Here is a 14,903-nt window from a genome sequence, read left to right on the forward strand (position 1 = left end):
TCGGTGCGTACGCTCTCAGCGCCCGAGCAGCGTTCCTCCGTTGACGTTCAGGAACTCACCCGTGATGTAGCCCGCATCCGGTCCGGCCAGGAAGGCGACGGCCGCGGCCACGTCCTCCGGCTCGCCCACCCTGCCGACCAGCGTCTGCGAGCGCCTGCGGGCGAGTTCCTCCTCTGTCGCGGGTCCGCCGAAGAACTCGGTTCCCGCGACGTATCCGGGGACGACCACGTTGGCGGTGGCTCCCCGGCCTCCCAGCTGCTGCGCCAGCGTGTGGTTCCACGCCTGCAGCGCCGCCTTCATCGCTCCGTAGGCCCCGTTGCCGCGCAGCGCGGCGACGGATCCGATGGTGATCACACGGCCGCCTGGCGAGGCGAGCCGGGGCAGCAGCGCCTCGGTGAGCAGGACCGCGGGCAGGACGTTGTTGTCGAAGTCCCGCCGCCACCGCTCGGCGACCTCCTTCAGGCCGCCCCCGGCCGCCGGGGTACCGCGCCCGCCGGCGTTGTTCACCAGCACGTCGACGTCGTCCGGTAGTTCGGACAGTGCGGCCTCGACGTCCGCCGGGTCGGACAGGTCGACGGCCACCGTGCGCACCGGATGCGTGCCCCGGATCTCCGCGGCGGCCGCGCTCAGTGCCTCCGGCCGCCGCCCCAGGATGGTCACGTGGCCGCCCTGCCGGGCGAACCGGGCGGCGATGGCCCGGCCGATGCCGGTGCCGCCGCCGCTGACCACTACCGACCGGTCCCTGTCGTTCATCAGTTCCTCCGGGTCGTCGCCGATCACGTCACCGTCACCCTGCCATGCGTGCCGTCCACCTCGGCGACGGCATCCGGTCCGAGCCCGTCCAGGGTTTCGGGACCCACGCCCGTGACACAGGGCAGGCCCAGCTCTCGTGCCACGATGGCCGCGTGGCACAGCATGCCGCCCACGGCGGTCACCAGTGCCGCCGCCTCGGCCATCAGGGGCACCCACTCGGGTCCGGTCTCCTCGGTGACGAGCACCGATCCCGGCCGCCAGCCGGGATCGTCGACGTCCGTCATCCGCACGACCGGGCCGGTCGCCGTTCCGGGCGACGCGGCCACACCTGCCAGGACGAGGCCCTCGGGGGCGTCGTCGGGGGCGGACTCCCCGGCGCGGGTGAGGTCCCGGGTCACCGGACGGCACTGCAGCCATACGAGCCCGGAGCCCAGCACCGCGAACTCCAGGTCCGCCGCCTGCCCCAGTGACCGCTGGACGGCAAGGCAGGCGCCGCCGACCGCGTGGCCGTCCACAGCCAGGACCGCCGGGACGCCGGCCTCGGCGGGCCACTCCTCGGCGTGCGGGGTGACCCGCCCCGAGACGAGTCGCTCGCCATTGCCCTCGGTCCACTCCAGACGCCCGCCGGCGGGGCTGCGGCCCAGCCAGACACCGGACGCCGTGGGCGGCTCGTACGGCTGGAGCACAACGCCCATGCCGATCGGCGCGGCCGACGCGCCCAGGCGATCGCGGTACGCCGTGACGCCCGGCTCGTCGGCGGAGGCCCGCACCCGGTCCACGGCGAGTGCCAACTCGCCGGATGCGACATCGAGTTCGCTGCGGAAGAGACCGGCATGGGAGTGGTCGGCGCCGGGTCCCCGTTGACCGCCTGCGCGATGATCACGACCATCTGTCCCGCGCGGATCGTCCGGTCGCCCAGGGGCACGTCTTCGAGTGCGATGCGGGCGGTGGTGCGCAGCGGACCCTCGTAGCGCAGGATCTCCTCGACGACCTGCGGGGCCAGCGTGAGGTCGGCGCGCAGTCGGGCGAGAGCGTCGGGGTGGCGCAGGAGGGTGAGTACGCCGTTGCCGATGAGGTTCATCGTGGTCTCGTGACCGGCCCAGACCAACAGGGTCACGTTGGAGAGGAGTTCGTGCTCGGTGATGCCCTCCTGCTCGTCGTGCAGCTTGACGAGCTGGGTCAGGATGTCGTCCTGCGGCTCCGCGCGGCGCTTGTCGACGAGTACGCTCAGGCAGTCCCGGAACGCGAGGACCGCCGCGCGGCTGCGGTCGAGGGACTCCTCGCCCAGGTCGACGTCGAAGACCCGCGCGAGGTCGGTGGACCACTCCTTGAAGCGCCCCCGGTCGTCGGCCGGGACACCGAGGATCTCGCAGATGACGATCACGGGCAGGGTGTAGGCCAGGTCGGCGATGACGTCGAACTCCGGCTTGCCGGCGAGCTGGTCGAGGAGTTCGTCGACGAGGGACTCGATCCGCGGGCGCAGCCGCTCGACCATCCTGGGCAGGAAGGTACGGCCGAACGCCTTGCGCACCCGGGTGTGATCCGGCGGGTCAAGCTGCGACATCCAGCTGCGCAGCACCCGCACCGTCTCGCTCTCCGCCCCGCCGCGGGCGTCACCGACCTGGTCCCAGTAGTCGGACTTGCCGAACCGGGGGTCGCGCAGGACGCGGTCGGCGTCCTCGTACCGCGTCACCAGCCAGTAGCCGCCGGGAGGGAACGCGTCGCTCCAGCGGACGGGCTCCTCCTCGCGCATGCGGTGCAGCAGCGGACGGGGATCGTCCAGGAACGCGGGGGTGAACAGGTTGCGTTCCAGCGGCTGCAGAAGCTCCTGCTCTGTGCCGCCGGCAGGGCGGGCATGGGGCATGACGACACCTTTCGGGTACGGCGGGCGCGGTCGCCGGACGGTGAGCGGGCACGCCGGGACGGCGGCACGGCACAGCCCGCGACGGTGCAGGGAGGGGCGGGCGGCAGGCGTACGGAGACGGGCGGGCCCGTGGGAAGGGTCTGTGAAAGGTCAGGGACGAGGGACGGAGCGGATGCGGCCGGGGATCAGGCGTGCCGGAAGCGGTCCCAGCGCATTGCGGCCACTCCCACTCCGAAGAGCACTGCGCAGAACAGGAGGACCATGAGGCCTTCGAAGGCCATGTCCGCCGCTGCGGCACCACGCGAGGTGGCGCCCTTGAACAACTCGACCAGCCAGTACTGCGGAGTGAGCGGGGCCACTGCGCGGACCCAGGACGGCATGATGGCAAGGGGTACGAGGCTGCCGCCGAGTGTGCCGCCCACCAGGACCAACAGGTTGTTGAGCTGGGGCACTTGGGCGTCGTTGCGGCTGACGGCCGCGAGCATCGCCCCGACCCCGGCCACGCACAGCCCGGCGAGCAGGCACCCGGCGGCCAGTCCGAGCGGACTGTGCACGGGTATGCCCAGCACCAGGCAGCCGCCACCGACCAGGAGCAGCCCTTGCAGGGTGACCACGAGGACGGTCGGGATCATTTTCGCGGTCAGCAGCCAGCCCTTGCCGAGCCCCAGGGTGAGCATGCGGTTCCAGGTGCCCCAGGTGCGTTCCCGGTGCACGGACTGCGCGGCGTGCGAAGCCGCGAAGAACGCGTGGTAGATCACGAACCCGAGCAGGGTGGCGGCGTACGGGCTGGCACCCGAGCTGTACGGCTTCCCGTCGGGCCCCACCACGTCCGGGGCCTTGCCTTCGATGGCGGCGAGCATGGTGGGCAGCAGGATCCGGGTCGCCGGGTCCGCGATGAGCTGGCGCACCTCCCCGTCGTCACCCGTCACGACGGCGAAGGAGACCTCGCCCGCGCCGATCCTGCGGCGCGCCTCGTCCAGGGAGACGACGGACTCCGGCTCGCCGAGCCGTTGGGCCACGGCGGTGCTCTGCCGGCCCACCAGGACGTAGTCCGGCGGGTCGCCCAGCGCGAAGGCACCGCCGAGAGCACTGGACAGCAGCGCCACCAGCACGATCGGGAAGACGAACATCATCACCAGGAGCAGCGGGTCCCGGCGGTTGAGCAGAAGCTCCTTGTGCACGACGGCACGGGAGGCGGCCGAGGCAGGGGCGGCCTTGCGGGGCGGCGTCACGGCGGGTGAGCTCATGAGTCGTTGAGTTTCCGTCCGGTGAGGTGCAGGAACACGGCTTCGAGGCTGGGTTCCACCAGGCGTACGTCGGTGAGGGTCGCTCCCATGTCGCTCGCGGCGGCCACCGCGGCCGTCAGCGCGCGGGAGGAGTCGTGCACCTGGATCCGGAGGAACCGTGCGTCGTCGTCGGCGGGGACAAGGGGGCCGAAGCACGGGTGGGAACGCAGCCGCTCGGCGAGCGCCTCCGAGCCCGGGGTCTCGAGTCGTAGTTCGAGACAGGTGAGGGCGTACTTCCCCAGCAGCCGCTCGACCGTGCCGGTTTCGATGACCGTGCCGTGGTCGACGACCACCACATGGTGGGCGTGCTCCTGGACTTCGGCCATCAGGTGGGTGGAGTAGAGGACGGCGGTGCCCCGTGCGCACTCCTGCACCGTGAGGTCGAGCAGGGCGGCCCGGGACTGCGGGTCGACACCGACGGTGGGCTCGTCGAGGAGCAGGACGTCCGGGCCGCCGAGCGTGGCCGCCGCGAAGCCGAGCCGTCGCTTCATCCCGCCGGAGAAGCCGCCGGCCCGGTCACCGGCCCGGTCGGCGAGGCCGACCCGTTCGAGTGCCTCGCGTACGGCCGCGGCCCGGGCGGAGCGCCGCAGTCCAACGGCTGCCGCCGCGAACCCGAGGTTCTCCGCGGCCGTCAACTGCGGGTAGAGCGCATGCTCCTGCGGCATGTAACCGACCCTGCGTCCCGAGGCGAGGTGCCGTCGGCCGCCGTCGGGACGCAGGATGCCCGCCGCGATGGCCATGAGCGTCGACTTGCCGGCCCCGTTCGGGCCCAGCAGGCCGGTGATCCGCCCTGGGGCCAGGGCGATGGACACCCCCCTGAGCGCCGGTGTGTCTCCGTAGTGGTGCACGACCCGGTCGAGCACGAGTGGTGCCGGAGGACCGCCGGCCGCTGCCTCGTCGACGTCCGCCACGACAGCCGGAGGCGTCGCGCCGGATGGCCCTCGTTCGCCGAGCATAGAGACCCCCCGTGTGTTCGTCGTGCTTTCGACTACGCGTTCAGCCTCCCCCGAGTACGCCTGGAACCGCCATGCCCACCACATGCAGCAAACTGCTCTGCAGCTTGCTGCACGGTGGCTCGAAGACGAAGGGAGCCGGCCCGGTCCGCCGGGCCTCGCCGAGGTGCCGGCAGACCGGCAGCACGGGCTCGGCGAGTATCGCCGCTGACGGTGGGGACCGTGTCGTCGAAGATGACGCCGGACTTCGCGGGAGCCCGGCCGAGCGCCCACGGCCCGATAAGAGTGACGCCGGTACGACGACGAGGGCCCCCGCCGGATCGGACACTGAAGCGGTGCGGGCCCTCGTCGCGCTCCCCGCTGCCCCTGACGCCCCGTTCAAGCTGCGGGACGCCCCGGACGCGGTGACACTCGTCGAGTGGCGACCGGCACGGGGCCGAACGTTCTCGGCCACTGAGCGGTCCGGCCGGGGCCAGGCACGGGAGGCCGACGGAAGGACGTGCGGTGAAGCGAGACAAGGATGGGGCCGAGGCGGGAGCGCCGGACGTCCCGGCCGGCTCCCCCTCGCCGCAGCAGGACGGCGAGGACCTGCGGGACATCAGTGTCCTCGTCGCGGACCGTGATCCCGGGGTCACCGCGCACATCGCCGCGCAGTTGCGCGAGCGCGGCGCGCACCCCGTCGGGCAGGCCGTCGACGAGGCCGAGTTCCTCCAGGCGCTGCGGTCCCGCCCCGACGCCTGGCACGTCGCCCTCTGGCACGAGGGCCTGGAACCGGACCCGGTCCTCAGACAGGGGCTGCTCCAGACCTGGCAGCGGGAGTTCCCGGCCACCGCGACGGTGCTCACCACGGACACCCTGAACGCCTCCAGCGCCCTGCTGGCGCTGCGCGGCGGCGCGGTCGACATCGTGCGGCGGCACGCGTCCGGCGACGAGCTGGCGTCGGTGGTGCGGCGCGCCTGCGACACGCACCGCACGCGCCGCGCACCGGCCGGCCACACCGAGGCACCGCGCCTGCTGGTCGTGGGGGCGCACCCGGACGACTGCGAGATCGGCGCCGGCGGCATCATCCACCGGCGGGTCCGCGACGGGTGGCAGGTGTCGATGCTGGCGATGTCCCACGGCTCCTGGGGCGGGGAGCCCGGCCAGCGGGCGCACGAGGCGCAGGAGGCGGCGGCCTCGCTGGGCGCGGCCTCGTTCCACCTGGAGGACTTCCCCGACGGGCACATCACCGACGAGACGGAGACCGTGCAGGCCATCGAACGGGTCGTCCACGAGGTCGACCCGGACGTCGTCCTGGTGCACTCGGTGCGGGACACGCACCAGGACCACCGGGCCGTGCACCGGGCCACCCTGGTCGCGGCCCGCCGCGTCCCGCGGGTGGGCTGCTACCAGTCGCCGTCCGCCACCGCCGACTTCACCCCGAACCGGTTCATCGGGCTGCGCGAGGAGGACGTGGAGGCCAAGCTCGCGGCCATCGCCCGGCACGCCTCGCAGGCCACCACCCGGCCCTATCTCGACGTCGGCCTGATCCGCGCCACCGCGCGGTACTGGGGCCGTTTCACCAACGACAAGTTCGCCGAACCCCTGGAGATCATGCGGTACACCGCCGAGATCGAGAGGTCCCTGGTGTGAACGACCACCGACCGCCCCTTCCCGACCTGTCCGCCCCCCTGGGCCGGCGGCCCCGCGTCCTGGTCACCGGGGCCGGCGGGCCGTCCGGCGTGTGCTTCCTGCGGGCGCTCGCCGGTTCCTGCGACCTGTTCGCCGGGGACATCGACCCCAACGCGGCCGGCCTCTACCTGCTGCCCCTCCAGCGCCGCTGGCTGCTGCCGCGCGGTGACGCCCCGGAGTACACCGACGCGCTGCTGCGGCTGTGCCGGCGGCTGGAGGCCGACGTCCTGGTGCCGACGGTGGACAGCGAGCTGGTGCCCCTGGCCCGGGCCGCGGACGCCTTCGCCGAGGCGGGGGTGCGGGTGCTGGTGTCGGCCCCGCGGGCGCTGGAGCGGTGCCTGGACAAGTACGAGCTGGTGCAAACCTGCCGTGACGCCGTACGGGTCCCGCACACCGTGCTGCTGGAGGAGGGGACGGCCTCGGCCTTCGCCGCCGGACTGCCGGCCGTGGCCAAGCCCCGCCACGGCAGCGGCTCGCGCGGGATCGTGACGGTGGACACGCCGGACGCGGCGGACTCGCTGCCGCACGACGGCACCTACCTGCTCCAGGAACTGCTCCCCGGCACCGAGTACTCGGTGGACGTCCTGGTCGGCCCCGACGGGACCGCGTGCGCCGCCGTCCCGCGCTCCCGGGACAAGACCGACTCGGGCATCGTCGTGGCCTGCCACATCATGGACCGCCCCGACCTGTCCCGCCTGGCCGTCGACGTGGCCGCCGCCCTGGGGCTGCGCGGCATCTGCAACGTGCAGGTCCGCGGTGACCGGGAGGGGCGGCCTGCGCTGCTGGAGGTCAACCCCCGCCCGCCCGGCGGCATGTCGCTGACGGTCGCGGCGGGCGTCGCGATGCCGCAGTGGGCGGTGGCCGGGCTGCTGGGCGAGCGGCTGCCCCGCCACATCGCCCACCGCGAGCTGTCGGCGGTGCGCCACTGGGAGGACGTGGTGCTGGCGCCGGACGGCCTGGGGACCGTGGCGGGCCGGGCATGATCCCCGAGGCCGCGCCGCTCGCGGACGCCGCGCCGCTCGCGGAGGACTTCCACACGCACACCGCGTTCTCCGACGGGCGCGACAGCCTCGACGCCATGGTGCGGGCGGCGGCCGGCGCGGGGCTGCGCACGCTCTACGTCACCGACCACGTCCGCCGTGACACCCGCTGGCTGCCCGAGTACACCCGGGCGGTGCGCGAGGCGGCCCGGCGGGCCGCTCCCCTGCGGGTGGTGTGCGGGGTCGAGGTGAAGATCCTCGACACGGCGGGCCGCCTCGACCTGCCGCCCGACCTCACGGGCGTCCGGCACGTCGCCGTGGCCGACCACCGCTTCCCCCTGCCCGGCGGGCCCGCGGCGCCGGGGGAGGTGCGGGACCTGCTCGCCGCCGGGGAACTCGGCCCGGAGCAGGCGCTGGACGCGCTCACCGAGGCGACCGTCGCGGCCGTCCACTCCGTGCCCGCCTCCTGCACCCGCCATCTCGCCCACCTGTTCAGCGTGCTGCCCAAGGCGGGCCTGAGCGAGGACGCGGTCGGGCCGGAGCGGCTGGCCCGGATCGCCGCGGCCTGCCGTGAGACCGGCACGGCCGTCGAGGCCAACGAGAAGTGGCGCTGTCCCGGGCCCGCCGCCCTCGCCGCCCTGCGCCGGCACGGCGTGCACCTGGTCGCCGGCAGCGACGCCCACACGGCGGAGGCCGTGGGGGCGTGGTCGTACGCGGCCTCCGTGCTCGCCGGCGGGGACGGCGCGGCTCCCGGCGACCCGACCGGCCGGCCGGCGCCATGAGGGTCCTGTCGGCGATCGCCCACACCATCGCCTTCGTCTGTGTCTTCTTCGGGGCGATGCCCCTGCTGACGGCGCTCGCCCAGTTCCTGCTCGTCGGCCTCCAGCGCTACCGCGGCGTCTACCGCCGTACCGCCCTGTACCTGCCGAGGACGGCCGTCCTCATCCCGGCCCGGGACGAGGGCGCCGTACTGGCCACCACCATCGACACCCTGCTCGCGTCCGCCTACCCCGCCGACCGGCTGCGCGTCGTGGTCATCGACGACGCCAGCACCGACGACACCCCCGAGGTCCTGGCCCGCCTGGCCCGCGCCCACCCCGGCGCGGTGGTGCACCTGCGCCGGGAACAGGGCGGGCAGGGCAAGGCCCACACCCTCAACCACGGTCTGCGCCACGTCCTGTCCGACGACTGGGCCCAGGCGGTGCTCGTGATGGACGCGGACGTCGTCTTCGAACCGGACACGCTGTGGCGGATGGCCCGGCACCTCGCGGATCCTCAGGTGGGGGCGGTGACCGCCTACATCCAGGAGGGCAGCGGCCGGCGCGGCAACTACCTCACCCGGTACATCGCCTACGAGTACATCACCGCCCAGGCCGCGGCCCGCCGGACCCAGAACGTCCTGGGCGCGGTGGCCTGCCTGGCCGGAGGCGCGCAACTGCACAGCCGGGCCAACCTGGAGGCGCTGGGCGGCGCCTTCGACACCACGACCCTCGCCGAGGACACCGTCACCACGTTCGACACCCAGCTCGCCGGCCACCGCGTCGTCTTCGACGGGTACGCGCTCGTCCTGGCGGAGGAACCGGATTCCCTCACCGGGCTGTGGCGCCAGCGGCTGCGCTGGGCGCGCGGCAACTACCAGGTGACGCGGCGCTACCGGAAGCTGTGGTTCCGGGGCCGCTTCACCGGCGACAACCGGCTGGGGTCCTGGCTCTTCGGGCTGATGTGGTTCGCGGTCCTGCTGACCCCGTTCCTGATGCTGCTCAGCGCCGCCGCCCTGCTCTTCCTCTTCTTCACCGACACCGGCAGCTCGTGGTTCGCCTTCAAGGCCCTGTGGGTGGTGAACCTGCTGAGCTACCTGTTCGTCACCCTCCTCAGCTTCGTCGTCGACCCGCGCACCGCACGCCGCTGCTGGCGCGAGGCGCTCATCTTCCCCGGCCTGATCTCGTGTTTCTTCCTCGTGGTCACGGCACTGCCCACGGTGGCGCTGCCCTGGCTGGACCGCCTGGGCCTGGGACTGACCCGTGACTCGCCGCACCCGCTGATGCTGTTCGCCTACTGCTGGCTGGCCCTCTGTCTGCCCCTGGCCTGGCTCGCCAAGTGCCTGACGGGAACCCGGGCGCGCCTGCTGTCCCGTCCGCTGGTCCACCTCGTCGGCTACGGGTCGGTGCTCGCCGCCTGCTCCCTGGCGGCCTTCCTGATGCAGGTGCGGGGCGCCGACCAGACCTGGGGGCGGACCGAGAAGACCGGCAAGGTGGGGCCGGCCGTCCAGGGCGCCGGCGCGGCCGGTCCCGGGGGCGGGGACCTGGCCCGGCCGGAGCCGGCCGGGAATCCGTCCGGTCCGCAGACCCGCGCACCGGACGGAGCGATGGCTGAGACGGACGAGACGGACGAACTGTCCGCGCGCTTCGCCGAAGGCACCCGGCTCGACGCCGAACGCGACCGTCGGCTGCTGTGGTGGGAGGTCGCCGTGGTCGTGTTCCTGGCGGCACTGATGCTGGTACGGCAGATCTGGCTGGTGTGAGCGCCCCGCGGGCCGGGGCGGAGCCCCGCGCTCCCCGTGCGGGGCGGTGCCTCACGCGCCCCGTGCGGGGCGCGGCCCGGTGGTCAGAGGCCGGCGAGCAGGCCGGCGAGCGGTGCGGGGGTGCGGTGCGGGTCGAGGGCTTCCACCAGGACGCGGCCGTAGTGGATCTTGCGGCCCTTCTTCGTGCCGAGGAAGCGCCGCAACTGCTGCTGTGCGGTACGGCCCTGCTGCGCGGGCTGGCTCAGGAAGGTCTCCAGGGGGCGCTGGTCGCCCTCCGCCCGGATGAGCTCCGCCACGCGTGTCACCCCCAGGGCGCGGATGAGCTCGTCCTCCAGGTCCGCCGCGCAGACGAAGAATCCGTGCTGTGCCGCACCGGCCCGCTCCCAGCCGCGGGCGTAGTAGGGGCGCTCCCTCTCGTCGCACAGTCCCGTGAGGCGGAGGCTCAGGCCGGACGGGCCGAGGAGGCGGGCGAAGCGGCCGACGTTCATCGCGCCGCCCATCGGCAGGACGCAGACCCCTTCGTCCTCCAGGTTCCGGCCGCGGCTCGCGGCCAGCGCGTCGACCGCCGCGGCGTCGCTGGGCCCTTCGAGCAGGACGGCCACCCGGACGGGCAGCCGCGCCGCCAGCTCGCGCGCGGGGCCGTCGGGGCCACCGGCCGCCCACGCGGTGATCGTGTCCCGGAACGACGCCATGTCAGCCATGAGACGAGTCTGCGCCCTGTCCGGCCACGGCGGTAGGGAATATCCGCCGGAGCGCCGGCCGGCCCGGCTGGCACGTGCTCCGGCGGTGCCGCGGCCTGCGGCCCGCGGCCGGTACGGACGCCGCGCGGTGGCTAGGGGGCTTCTGACGGATCTCCGTGGAAGAAGGAGCGGCGTTCGGTGCGTGCTCTCGGTGTGCGGGGCGGAGGGCCAGGTGGCTCCGCCACACGACCCTCCGCCCCGTGCGGCGAGAGGGCGTGCCGGGCGTCGCGACGCCGCGGAAATCCGCCAGAAGCCCCCTAGCCGGCGGCCGCCGCGCCCGTCGGGGCCGTTCCGGTGCCGGGGCGGGGCGCGCCGAAGGACCGGCGGCAGTGCAGCAGCAGTTCGCGCAGGGCCGGGCTCTTGGCCGGTGCCGAGACCAGGGCCAGCACCCCGGGTACGTCGGCGTCGGTGACGGCCACGGTCCGCAGCTCTTCGCGCCCGGTGGCCATGGAGGGGGACAGGACGCCGACCCCGAGTCCCCGTGCGGCGAGGTCGAGCACCGCGCCGGGGGCGCTCGCCTGCAGGGCGACGGCCGGGGTCAGGCCGCGCGCGGCAGCCGACCGGTCGAGTACGGCGCGGATGCCGGTGCCCGGGGGCAGGCAGACGATCGGGTGGGCGCACAGCTCGGCGAGGGTGACCCCGTCGCGTCCGGCCAGCGGATGGCCGGCCGGCACCACGGCCACGATCGGTTCGCTGACGACCTGCCACCCGTCCAGGTCCCCGGGGGCCCGGCCGGCCGCGCCGATGAGGGCCAGGTCGACGCTCCCCTCGCGGACGCGCTCGACGAGCCGGTCGGAGTCGTCCTCCACCAGGCTGATCTCCACTCCGGGGTGGGCGAGATGGAAACCGGACAGCGCGTCGAACAGCGGGGTGACGGTGCACGCCCTGACCATGCCCACGACGACCCGGCCCCGGACCAGTCCGTTCATCTCGTCGACGGCCCGGCGCAGCACCTCCACCGCGGCCAGCACGGACCGCGCGTGGTCGCGTACGGCCTCGCCCACCGCGGTCAGTTCGGCCCGGCGGCCGGTCCGGTCGACGAGCGTCGCCCCCAGCTCGCCTTCGAGCTGACGTATCTGGGCGCTGATGCCGGGCTGGCTGATGTGGACCAGCTCGGCGGCCCGGGTGAAGTTGCGTTCCTCGGCGACGGCGAGGAAGTACTTCAGCTGCCTCAGTTCCATAACTGCAAATTATAGAGCCGATCACATCAATTGCTTGGACTTATCTTCGGGTGCGGCCGAGACTCGTCCCATCACACCCGGAAGCACAGGAAGGACGGCCGTGTCCGATCACGAGAAGGCCAGGAAGCCCGAGGACCTCACCCGCCTCTTCGTCGAGCGCGCCAACGCCGGTGACGCCGCCGGTCTCGCCGCGCTGTACGAGGAGGAGGCCGTGATGGCCTATCCGCCGGGCAGTGTCACGGTGGGCCGGGAGGCCATTCGCGGGCTGTTCGAGAAGGTGCTGGCCAGCGCCCCGCGCTTCGAGCCGGAGCAACCGCTTCCGACGCTGGTCTGCGGTGACATCGCGCTGACGTCGACTCCGCCCGGGGACGGCGCGGGCGCGCGGGCGCAGGTGGTCCGGCGCCAGCCGGACGGCAGCTGGCTGCGCCTCATCGACCAGCCGGAGTTCCGGCCGCCCGCGGGCTGACCCGCGGGCTGAGACGCCTTGGGGGCGCCGTCCGCGTGGCTGTCGTGAACTGTTGACGGCACCCCCGGGCACTCCCCGGGCAGGCGGTCCGGCGGTCGCGGAACGGGTCAGCCCGCGACGAGCGTGATGTCCTGCCCGCGGACCGCGTGGAAGTAGGGCAGCGGCAGGAAGCCCGAGGAGCGCAGTTCCGTGACGGAGGCCTGCACGTGGGCCGTGCCGGGCTTCATCAGGGCCGGGGAGAAGGACCTGCCCGTGTTGACCCAGCGGCGCTCCACGCCGTCGCACACGGCCCGGGTGCCGCCCACGCTGCGACGCACGGTCGGGAAGCCCTGCGCCACGGAGGAGCTGACGAACACCGGGCCGGTGCTGCCGGTGCAGCGGTAGGTGCCGGAGAGGGTGATGGTGCCGTCGGGGGCGATACGGCCCGTCGGGTCGACGGTGACGGTCCCGGCCGGGGCCGCGGGGGCGGCACCGGCGGCGGGGGCGGCACCGGCGGCGGGGGCGGCACCGGCGGCGGGGGCGGCACCGGCGGCGGGGGCGGCCGGCAGGAGCAGGGCGGCACCGGCGACCGCGGCGAGAACGGGGCGTACGGAGCGTACGGGCATGGCAGGACCTCCCGGTCGGTGGGGATGGGATTCCCGTGGGGGCTTCCACTCGTACCCGGCGGGCGGGCCGGAGGCCGTCATCCTCACCCCTTCGGTGGCGAGTCCGTACCGGGCCCCGCGCCCGCGGCGTGGCCCGGACTCCCCTTCTGTTCGGGGCTCTAAGCCAGTACGGCGAACCCGTCGAGTTCCACCAGCGCCTGCTCGTCCCACAGGCGCACCACCTGCACGACCGCCATGGCCGGATAGTCGCGGCCGGCCAACGTCCGCCAGACGCGGCCCAGTTCGCGGGCGTGCGCGCGGTAGGCGGCGACGTCCGTGGCGTAGACGGTGACGCGGGCGAGGTCGGCGGGGGTGCCGCCGGCCGCGCGCAGGGCGGCGAGGAGGTTGGCGAGGGCCTGGGCGAACTGGTCGGGGAGGGTGGTGCCGGTGATCTCGCCGTGGGCGTCGAGGGCGGTCTGGCCGGCCAGGAAGACGATCCGGGAGCCGGTGGCGACGACGGCGTGGGAGAAGCCGGCGGGTGGGGCGAGGTCGGGCGGATTGACGCGTTCGGCGGTCACGGGGCCTCCGGGGTGGCGTGCGGCGACGGGGCCTCCGGGGTGGCGTGCGGCGCGGCGTACAGCTCCTTGGCGATGATGCCGCGCTGGACCTCGCTCGCCCCCTCGTAGATGCGGGGGGCGCGCACCTCCCGGTAGAGGTGTTCCAGCAGGTGGCCGCGGTGCAGGGCCCGCGCGCCGTGCAGCTGGACCGCCGCGTCGACGACGTACTGCGCGGTCTCGGTGGCCAGCAGTTTCGCCATCGCGGAGCGCTTGGGGACGTCCGGGGCGCCCTCGTCGTACGCCGTCGCCGCCGCGTACACCATCAGGCGGGCGGCCTCGGTGCGCAGGGCCATCTCGGCGACCTGGTGGGAGACGGCCTGGAGGTCTCTCAGCTTGCCGCCGAAGGCGTCCCGCCGGGCCGTGTGGGCGAGCGTCGCGTCCAGGGCCGCCTGGGCCATGCCGACGGCGAAGGCGCCGACGCTGGGGCGGAACAGGTTGAGGGTGTGCATGGCGACCCGGAAGCCGCGGTCGGTCTCGCCGAGCACGTCGGCGGCGGTCACGGGGACGGCGTCGAAGGTGAGGGTTCCGACGGGGTGCGGGGAGAGCAGGTCGAGGGGGGTGCCGGTGAGGCCGGGGCGGTCGGCGGGGACCAGGAAGGCGGTGACGCCGCGGGCGCCGGCGCCGGGGGTGGTGCGGGCGAAGACGGTGTAGAGGTCGGCTTCGGGGGCGTTGGAGATCCAGCACTTCTCGCCGGTGAGCCGCCAGCGGGCGGTCCCACCCCCGGACGGGCCGTCCGGTTCCGCCCGCAGCGGCGGCCCCGCCGCGTGGGAGCCCCCGTCCCCGGGCAGGCCGTCCGGTTCCGCCCGCAGGGCCAGCGCCGCCGCGTCCGATCCGGCCCCCGGCTCGCTCAGCGCGAAGGCGGCCACCGCGCTGCCCTCGGCCACCCGGGGCAGCCAGCGGGCGCGCTGCTCCTCGGTGCCGTAGGCGTGGACGGGGTGGGCGCCCAGGCCCTGGAGGGCGAGCGCCGTCTCCGCCTCCGTGCAGACGTGGGCCAGGGACTCGCGCATCAGGCACAGGTCGAGGGCGGTGGAGGTGAACAGCCGCCGCAGCAGCCCGAGCCGGCCGAGTTCGGTGAGGAGGGGGCGGTTGACGCGGCCGGGAGGGCCCTGGTCCGCGAGGGGGCGCAGCCGTTCGGCGGCCAGGGCGCGCAGTCCGGCGCACCAGGCGGCCTGTTCCGGTTCGAGTGAGAATGCGGGCATCGCCGGTCCTCTCTCCCCGCGGCCTCACCGGGCCCCCGCCCGTCCGGCCGCCGCTCGTGTGCCTGCGGACCCGTCCGGCCGCCGCCCG

The 14,903-nt window shown here is 74.3% G+C and carries 14 protein-coding genes and 2 pseudogenes; 5 read left to right on the forward strand and 11 right to left on the reverse strand.

Annotation, left to right across the window (positions count from 1 at the left end; all coding sequences use genetic code 11):
- Nucleotides 1–15 precede the first annotated feature (15 nt).
- The 6 genes and pseudogenes from ABZ340_RS19645 to ABZ340_RS19670 form a co-directional block, all read right to left on the reverse strand.
- Nucleotides 16–780 (reverse strand): SDR family oxidoreductase, encoded by a 765-nt coding sequence (locus ABZ340_RS19645; protein ID WP_358783045.1) that lies wholly within the window; start codon nt 778–780, stop codon nt 16–18.
- Complete coding sequence (locus tag ABZ340_RS19650; RefSeq protein WP_358783099.1) at nt 777–1,151, reverse strand: PEP-utilizing enzyme; 375 nt, start codon at nt 1,149–1,151, stop codon at nt 777–779. The genes ABZ340_RS19645 and ABZ340_RS19650 overlap by 4 nt, the downstream gene beginning before the upstream one ends.
- 222 nt (nt 1,152–1,373) lie before the next feature.
- A pseudogene (locus ABZ340_RS19655) lies at nt 1,374–1,544 on the reverse strand (hypothetical protein); the annotation flags it as partial.
- A gap of 68 nt (nt 1,545–1,612) precedes the next feature.
- Nucleotides 1,613–2,617, reverse strand: a pseudogene (locus ABZ340_RS19660) (cytochrome P450); the annotation flags it as partial.
- A gap of 185 nt (nt 2,618–2,802) precedes the next feature.
- The gene (locus tag ABZ340_RS19665) at nt 2,803–3,864 is read right to left on the reverse strand and encodes an ABC transporter permease (protein WP_358783046.1); all 1,062 of its coding nucleotides are present in this window, start codon (nt 3,862–3,864) and stop codon (nt 2,803–2,805) included.
- Complete coding sequence (locus ABZ340_RS19670; RefSeq protein ID WP_358783047.1) at nt 3,861–4,814, reverse strand: ABC transporter ATP-binding protein; 954 nt, start codon at nt 4,812–4,814, stop codon at nt 3,861–3,863. Before ABZ340_RS19670 ends, ABZ340_RS19665 begins: the two co-directional genes overlap by 4 nt.
- 546 nt (nt 4,815–5,360) lie before the next feature.
- Between ABZ340_RS19670 and ABZ340_RS19675 the strand changes: the two genes are divergently transcribed.
- From ABZ340_RS19675 to ABZ340_RS19690, 4 genes are read left to right on the forward strand one after another with little or no spacing between them, the layout of a single operon-like run.
- On the forward strand, nt 5,361–6,488 hold the full coding sequence (locus ABZ340_RS19675) for a PIG-L deacetylase family protein (RefSeq protein ID WP_358783048.1): 1,128 nt from the start codon (nt 5,361–5,363) through the stop codon (nt 6,486–6,488).
- Nucleotides 6,485–7,510 carry an ATP-grasp domain-containing protein gene (locus tag ABZ340_RS19680; RefSeq protein WP_358783049.1) on the forward strand — a complete coding sequence of 342 codons (1,026 nt, stop codon included), beginning with the start codon at nt 6,485–6,487 and terminating at the stop codon, nt 7,508–7,510. Before ABZ340_RS19675 ends, ABZ340_RS19680 begins: the two co-directional genes overlap by 4 nt.
- Nucleotides 7,507–8,289 carry a PHP domain-containing protein gene (locus tag ABZ340_RS19685; protein ID WP_358783050.1) on the forward strand — a complete coding sequence of 261 codons (783 nt, stop codon included), beginning with the start codon at nt 7,507–7,509 and terminating at the stop codon, nt 8,287–8,289. The genes ABZ340_RS19680 and ABZ340_RS19685 overlap by 4 nt, the downstream gene beginning before the upstream one ends.
- Nucleotides 8,286–10,028 (forward strand): glycosyltransferase, encoded by a 1,743-nt coding sequence (locus tag ABZ340_RS19690; protein WP_358783051.1) that lies wholly within the window; start codon nt 8,286–8,288, stop codon nt 10,026–10,028. Before ABZ340_RS19685 ends, ABZ340_RS19690 begins: the two co-directional genes overlap by 4 nt.
- An 83-nt stretch (nt 10,029–10,111) precedes the next feature.
- On the opposite strand, the gene ABZ340_RS19695 is transcribed toward ABZ340_RS19690, so the two are convergent.
- Both ABZ340_RS19695 and ABZ340_RS19700 read right to left on the reverse strand, forming a co-directional pair.
- A complete protein-coding gene (locus tag ABZ340_RS19695; protein WP_358783052.1) occupies nt 10,112–10,729 on the reverse strand; it encodes a TOPRIM nucleotidyl transferase/hydrolase domain-containing protein in 618 nt (205 codons plus the stop codon).
- A gap of 296 nt (nt 10,730–11,025) precedes the next feature.
- On the reverse strand, nt 11,026–11,949 hold the full coding sequence (locus ABZ340_RS19700) for a LysR substrate-binding domain-containing protein (RefSeq protein ID WP_358783053.1): 924 nt from the start codon (nt 11,947–11,949) through the stop codon (nt 11,026–11,028).
- Between the two features lie 100 nt (nt 11,950–12,049).
- On the opposite strand from ABZ340_RS19700, the gene ABZ340_RS19705 reads away from it, so the two are divergent.
- Nucleotides 12,050–12,415 (forward strand): nuclear transport factor 2 family protein, encoded by a 366-nt coding sequence (locus ABZ340_RS19705; protein ID WP_358783054.1) that lies wholly within the window; start codon nt 12,050–12,052, stop codon nt 12,413–12,415.
- Nucleotides 12,416–12,522: 107 nt separating this feature from the next.
- On the opposite strand, the gene ABZ340_RS19710 is transcribed toward ABZ340_RS19705, so the two are convergent.
- From ABZ340_RS19710 to ABZ340_RS19720, 3 genes are all read right to left on the reverse strand, one after another.
- On the reverse strand, nt 12,523–13,020 hold the full coding sequence (locus ABZ340_RS19710; protein WP_358783055.1) for a DUF6299 family protein: 498 nt from the start codon (nt 13,018–13,020) through the stop codon (nt 12,523–12,525).
- Between the two features lie 158 nt (nt 13,021–13,178).
- The gene (locus tag ABZ340_RS19715; RefSeq protein WP_358783056.1) at nt 13,179–13,577 is read right to left on the reverse strand and encodes a RidA family protein; all 399 of its coding nucleotides are present in this window, start codon (nt 13,575–13,577) and stop codon (nt 13,179–13,181) included.
- The gene (locus ABZ340_RS19720; RefSeq protein WP_358783057.1) at nt 13,574–14,815 is read right to left on the reverse strand and encodes an acyl-CoA dehydrogenase family protein; all 1,242 of its coding nucleotides are present in this window, start codon (nt 14,813–14,815) and stop codon (nt 13,574–13,576) included. Before ABZ340_RS19720 ends, ABZ340_RS19715 begins: the two co-directional genes overlap by 4 nt.
- Nucleotides 14,816–14,903: the final 88 nt, after the last annotated feature.

The sequence above is a fragment of the Streptomyces sp. NPDC006134 genome (assembly GCF_040628835.1).
Taxonomy (GTDB): domain Bacteria; phylum Actinomycetota; class Actinomycetes; order Streptomycetales; family Streptomycetaceae; genus Streptomyces.

What these genes read in the sequence shown, in the direction of transcription:
- ABZ340_RS19665 (WP_358783046.1), bottom strand. Translation starts at nt 3,864, where the DNA reads ATGAGCTCACCCGCCGTGACGCCGCCCCGCAAGGCCGCCCCTGCCTCG.
- ABZ340_RS19685 (WP_358783050.1), top strand. Translation starts at nt 7,507, where the DNA reads ATGATCCCCGAGGCCGCGCCGCTCGCGGACGCCGCGCCGCTCGCGGAG.
- ABZ340_RS19690 (WP_358783051.1), top strand. Translation starts at nt 8,286, where the DNA reads ATGAGGGTCCTGTCGGCGATCGCCCACACCATCGCCTTCGTCTGTGTC.
- ABZ340_RS19695 (WP_358783052.1), bottom strand. Translation starts at nt 10,729, where the DNA reads ATGGCTGACATGGCGTCGTTCCGGGACACGATCACCGCGTGGGCGGCC.
- ABZ340_RS19700 (WP_358783053.1), bottom strand. Translation starts at nt 11,949, where the DNA reads ATGGAACTGAGGCAGCTGAAGTACTTCCTCGCCGTCGCCGAGGAACGC.
- ABZ340_RS19710 (WP_358783055.1), bottom strand. Translation starts at nt 13,020, where the DNA reads ATGCCCGTACGCTCCGTACGCCCCGTTCTCGCCGCGGTCGCCGGTGCC.
- ABZ340_RS19720 (WP_358783057.1), bottom strand. Translation starts at nt 14,815, where the DNA reads ATGCCCGCATTCTCACTCGAACCGGAACAGGCCGCCTGGTGCGCCGGA.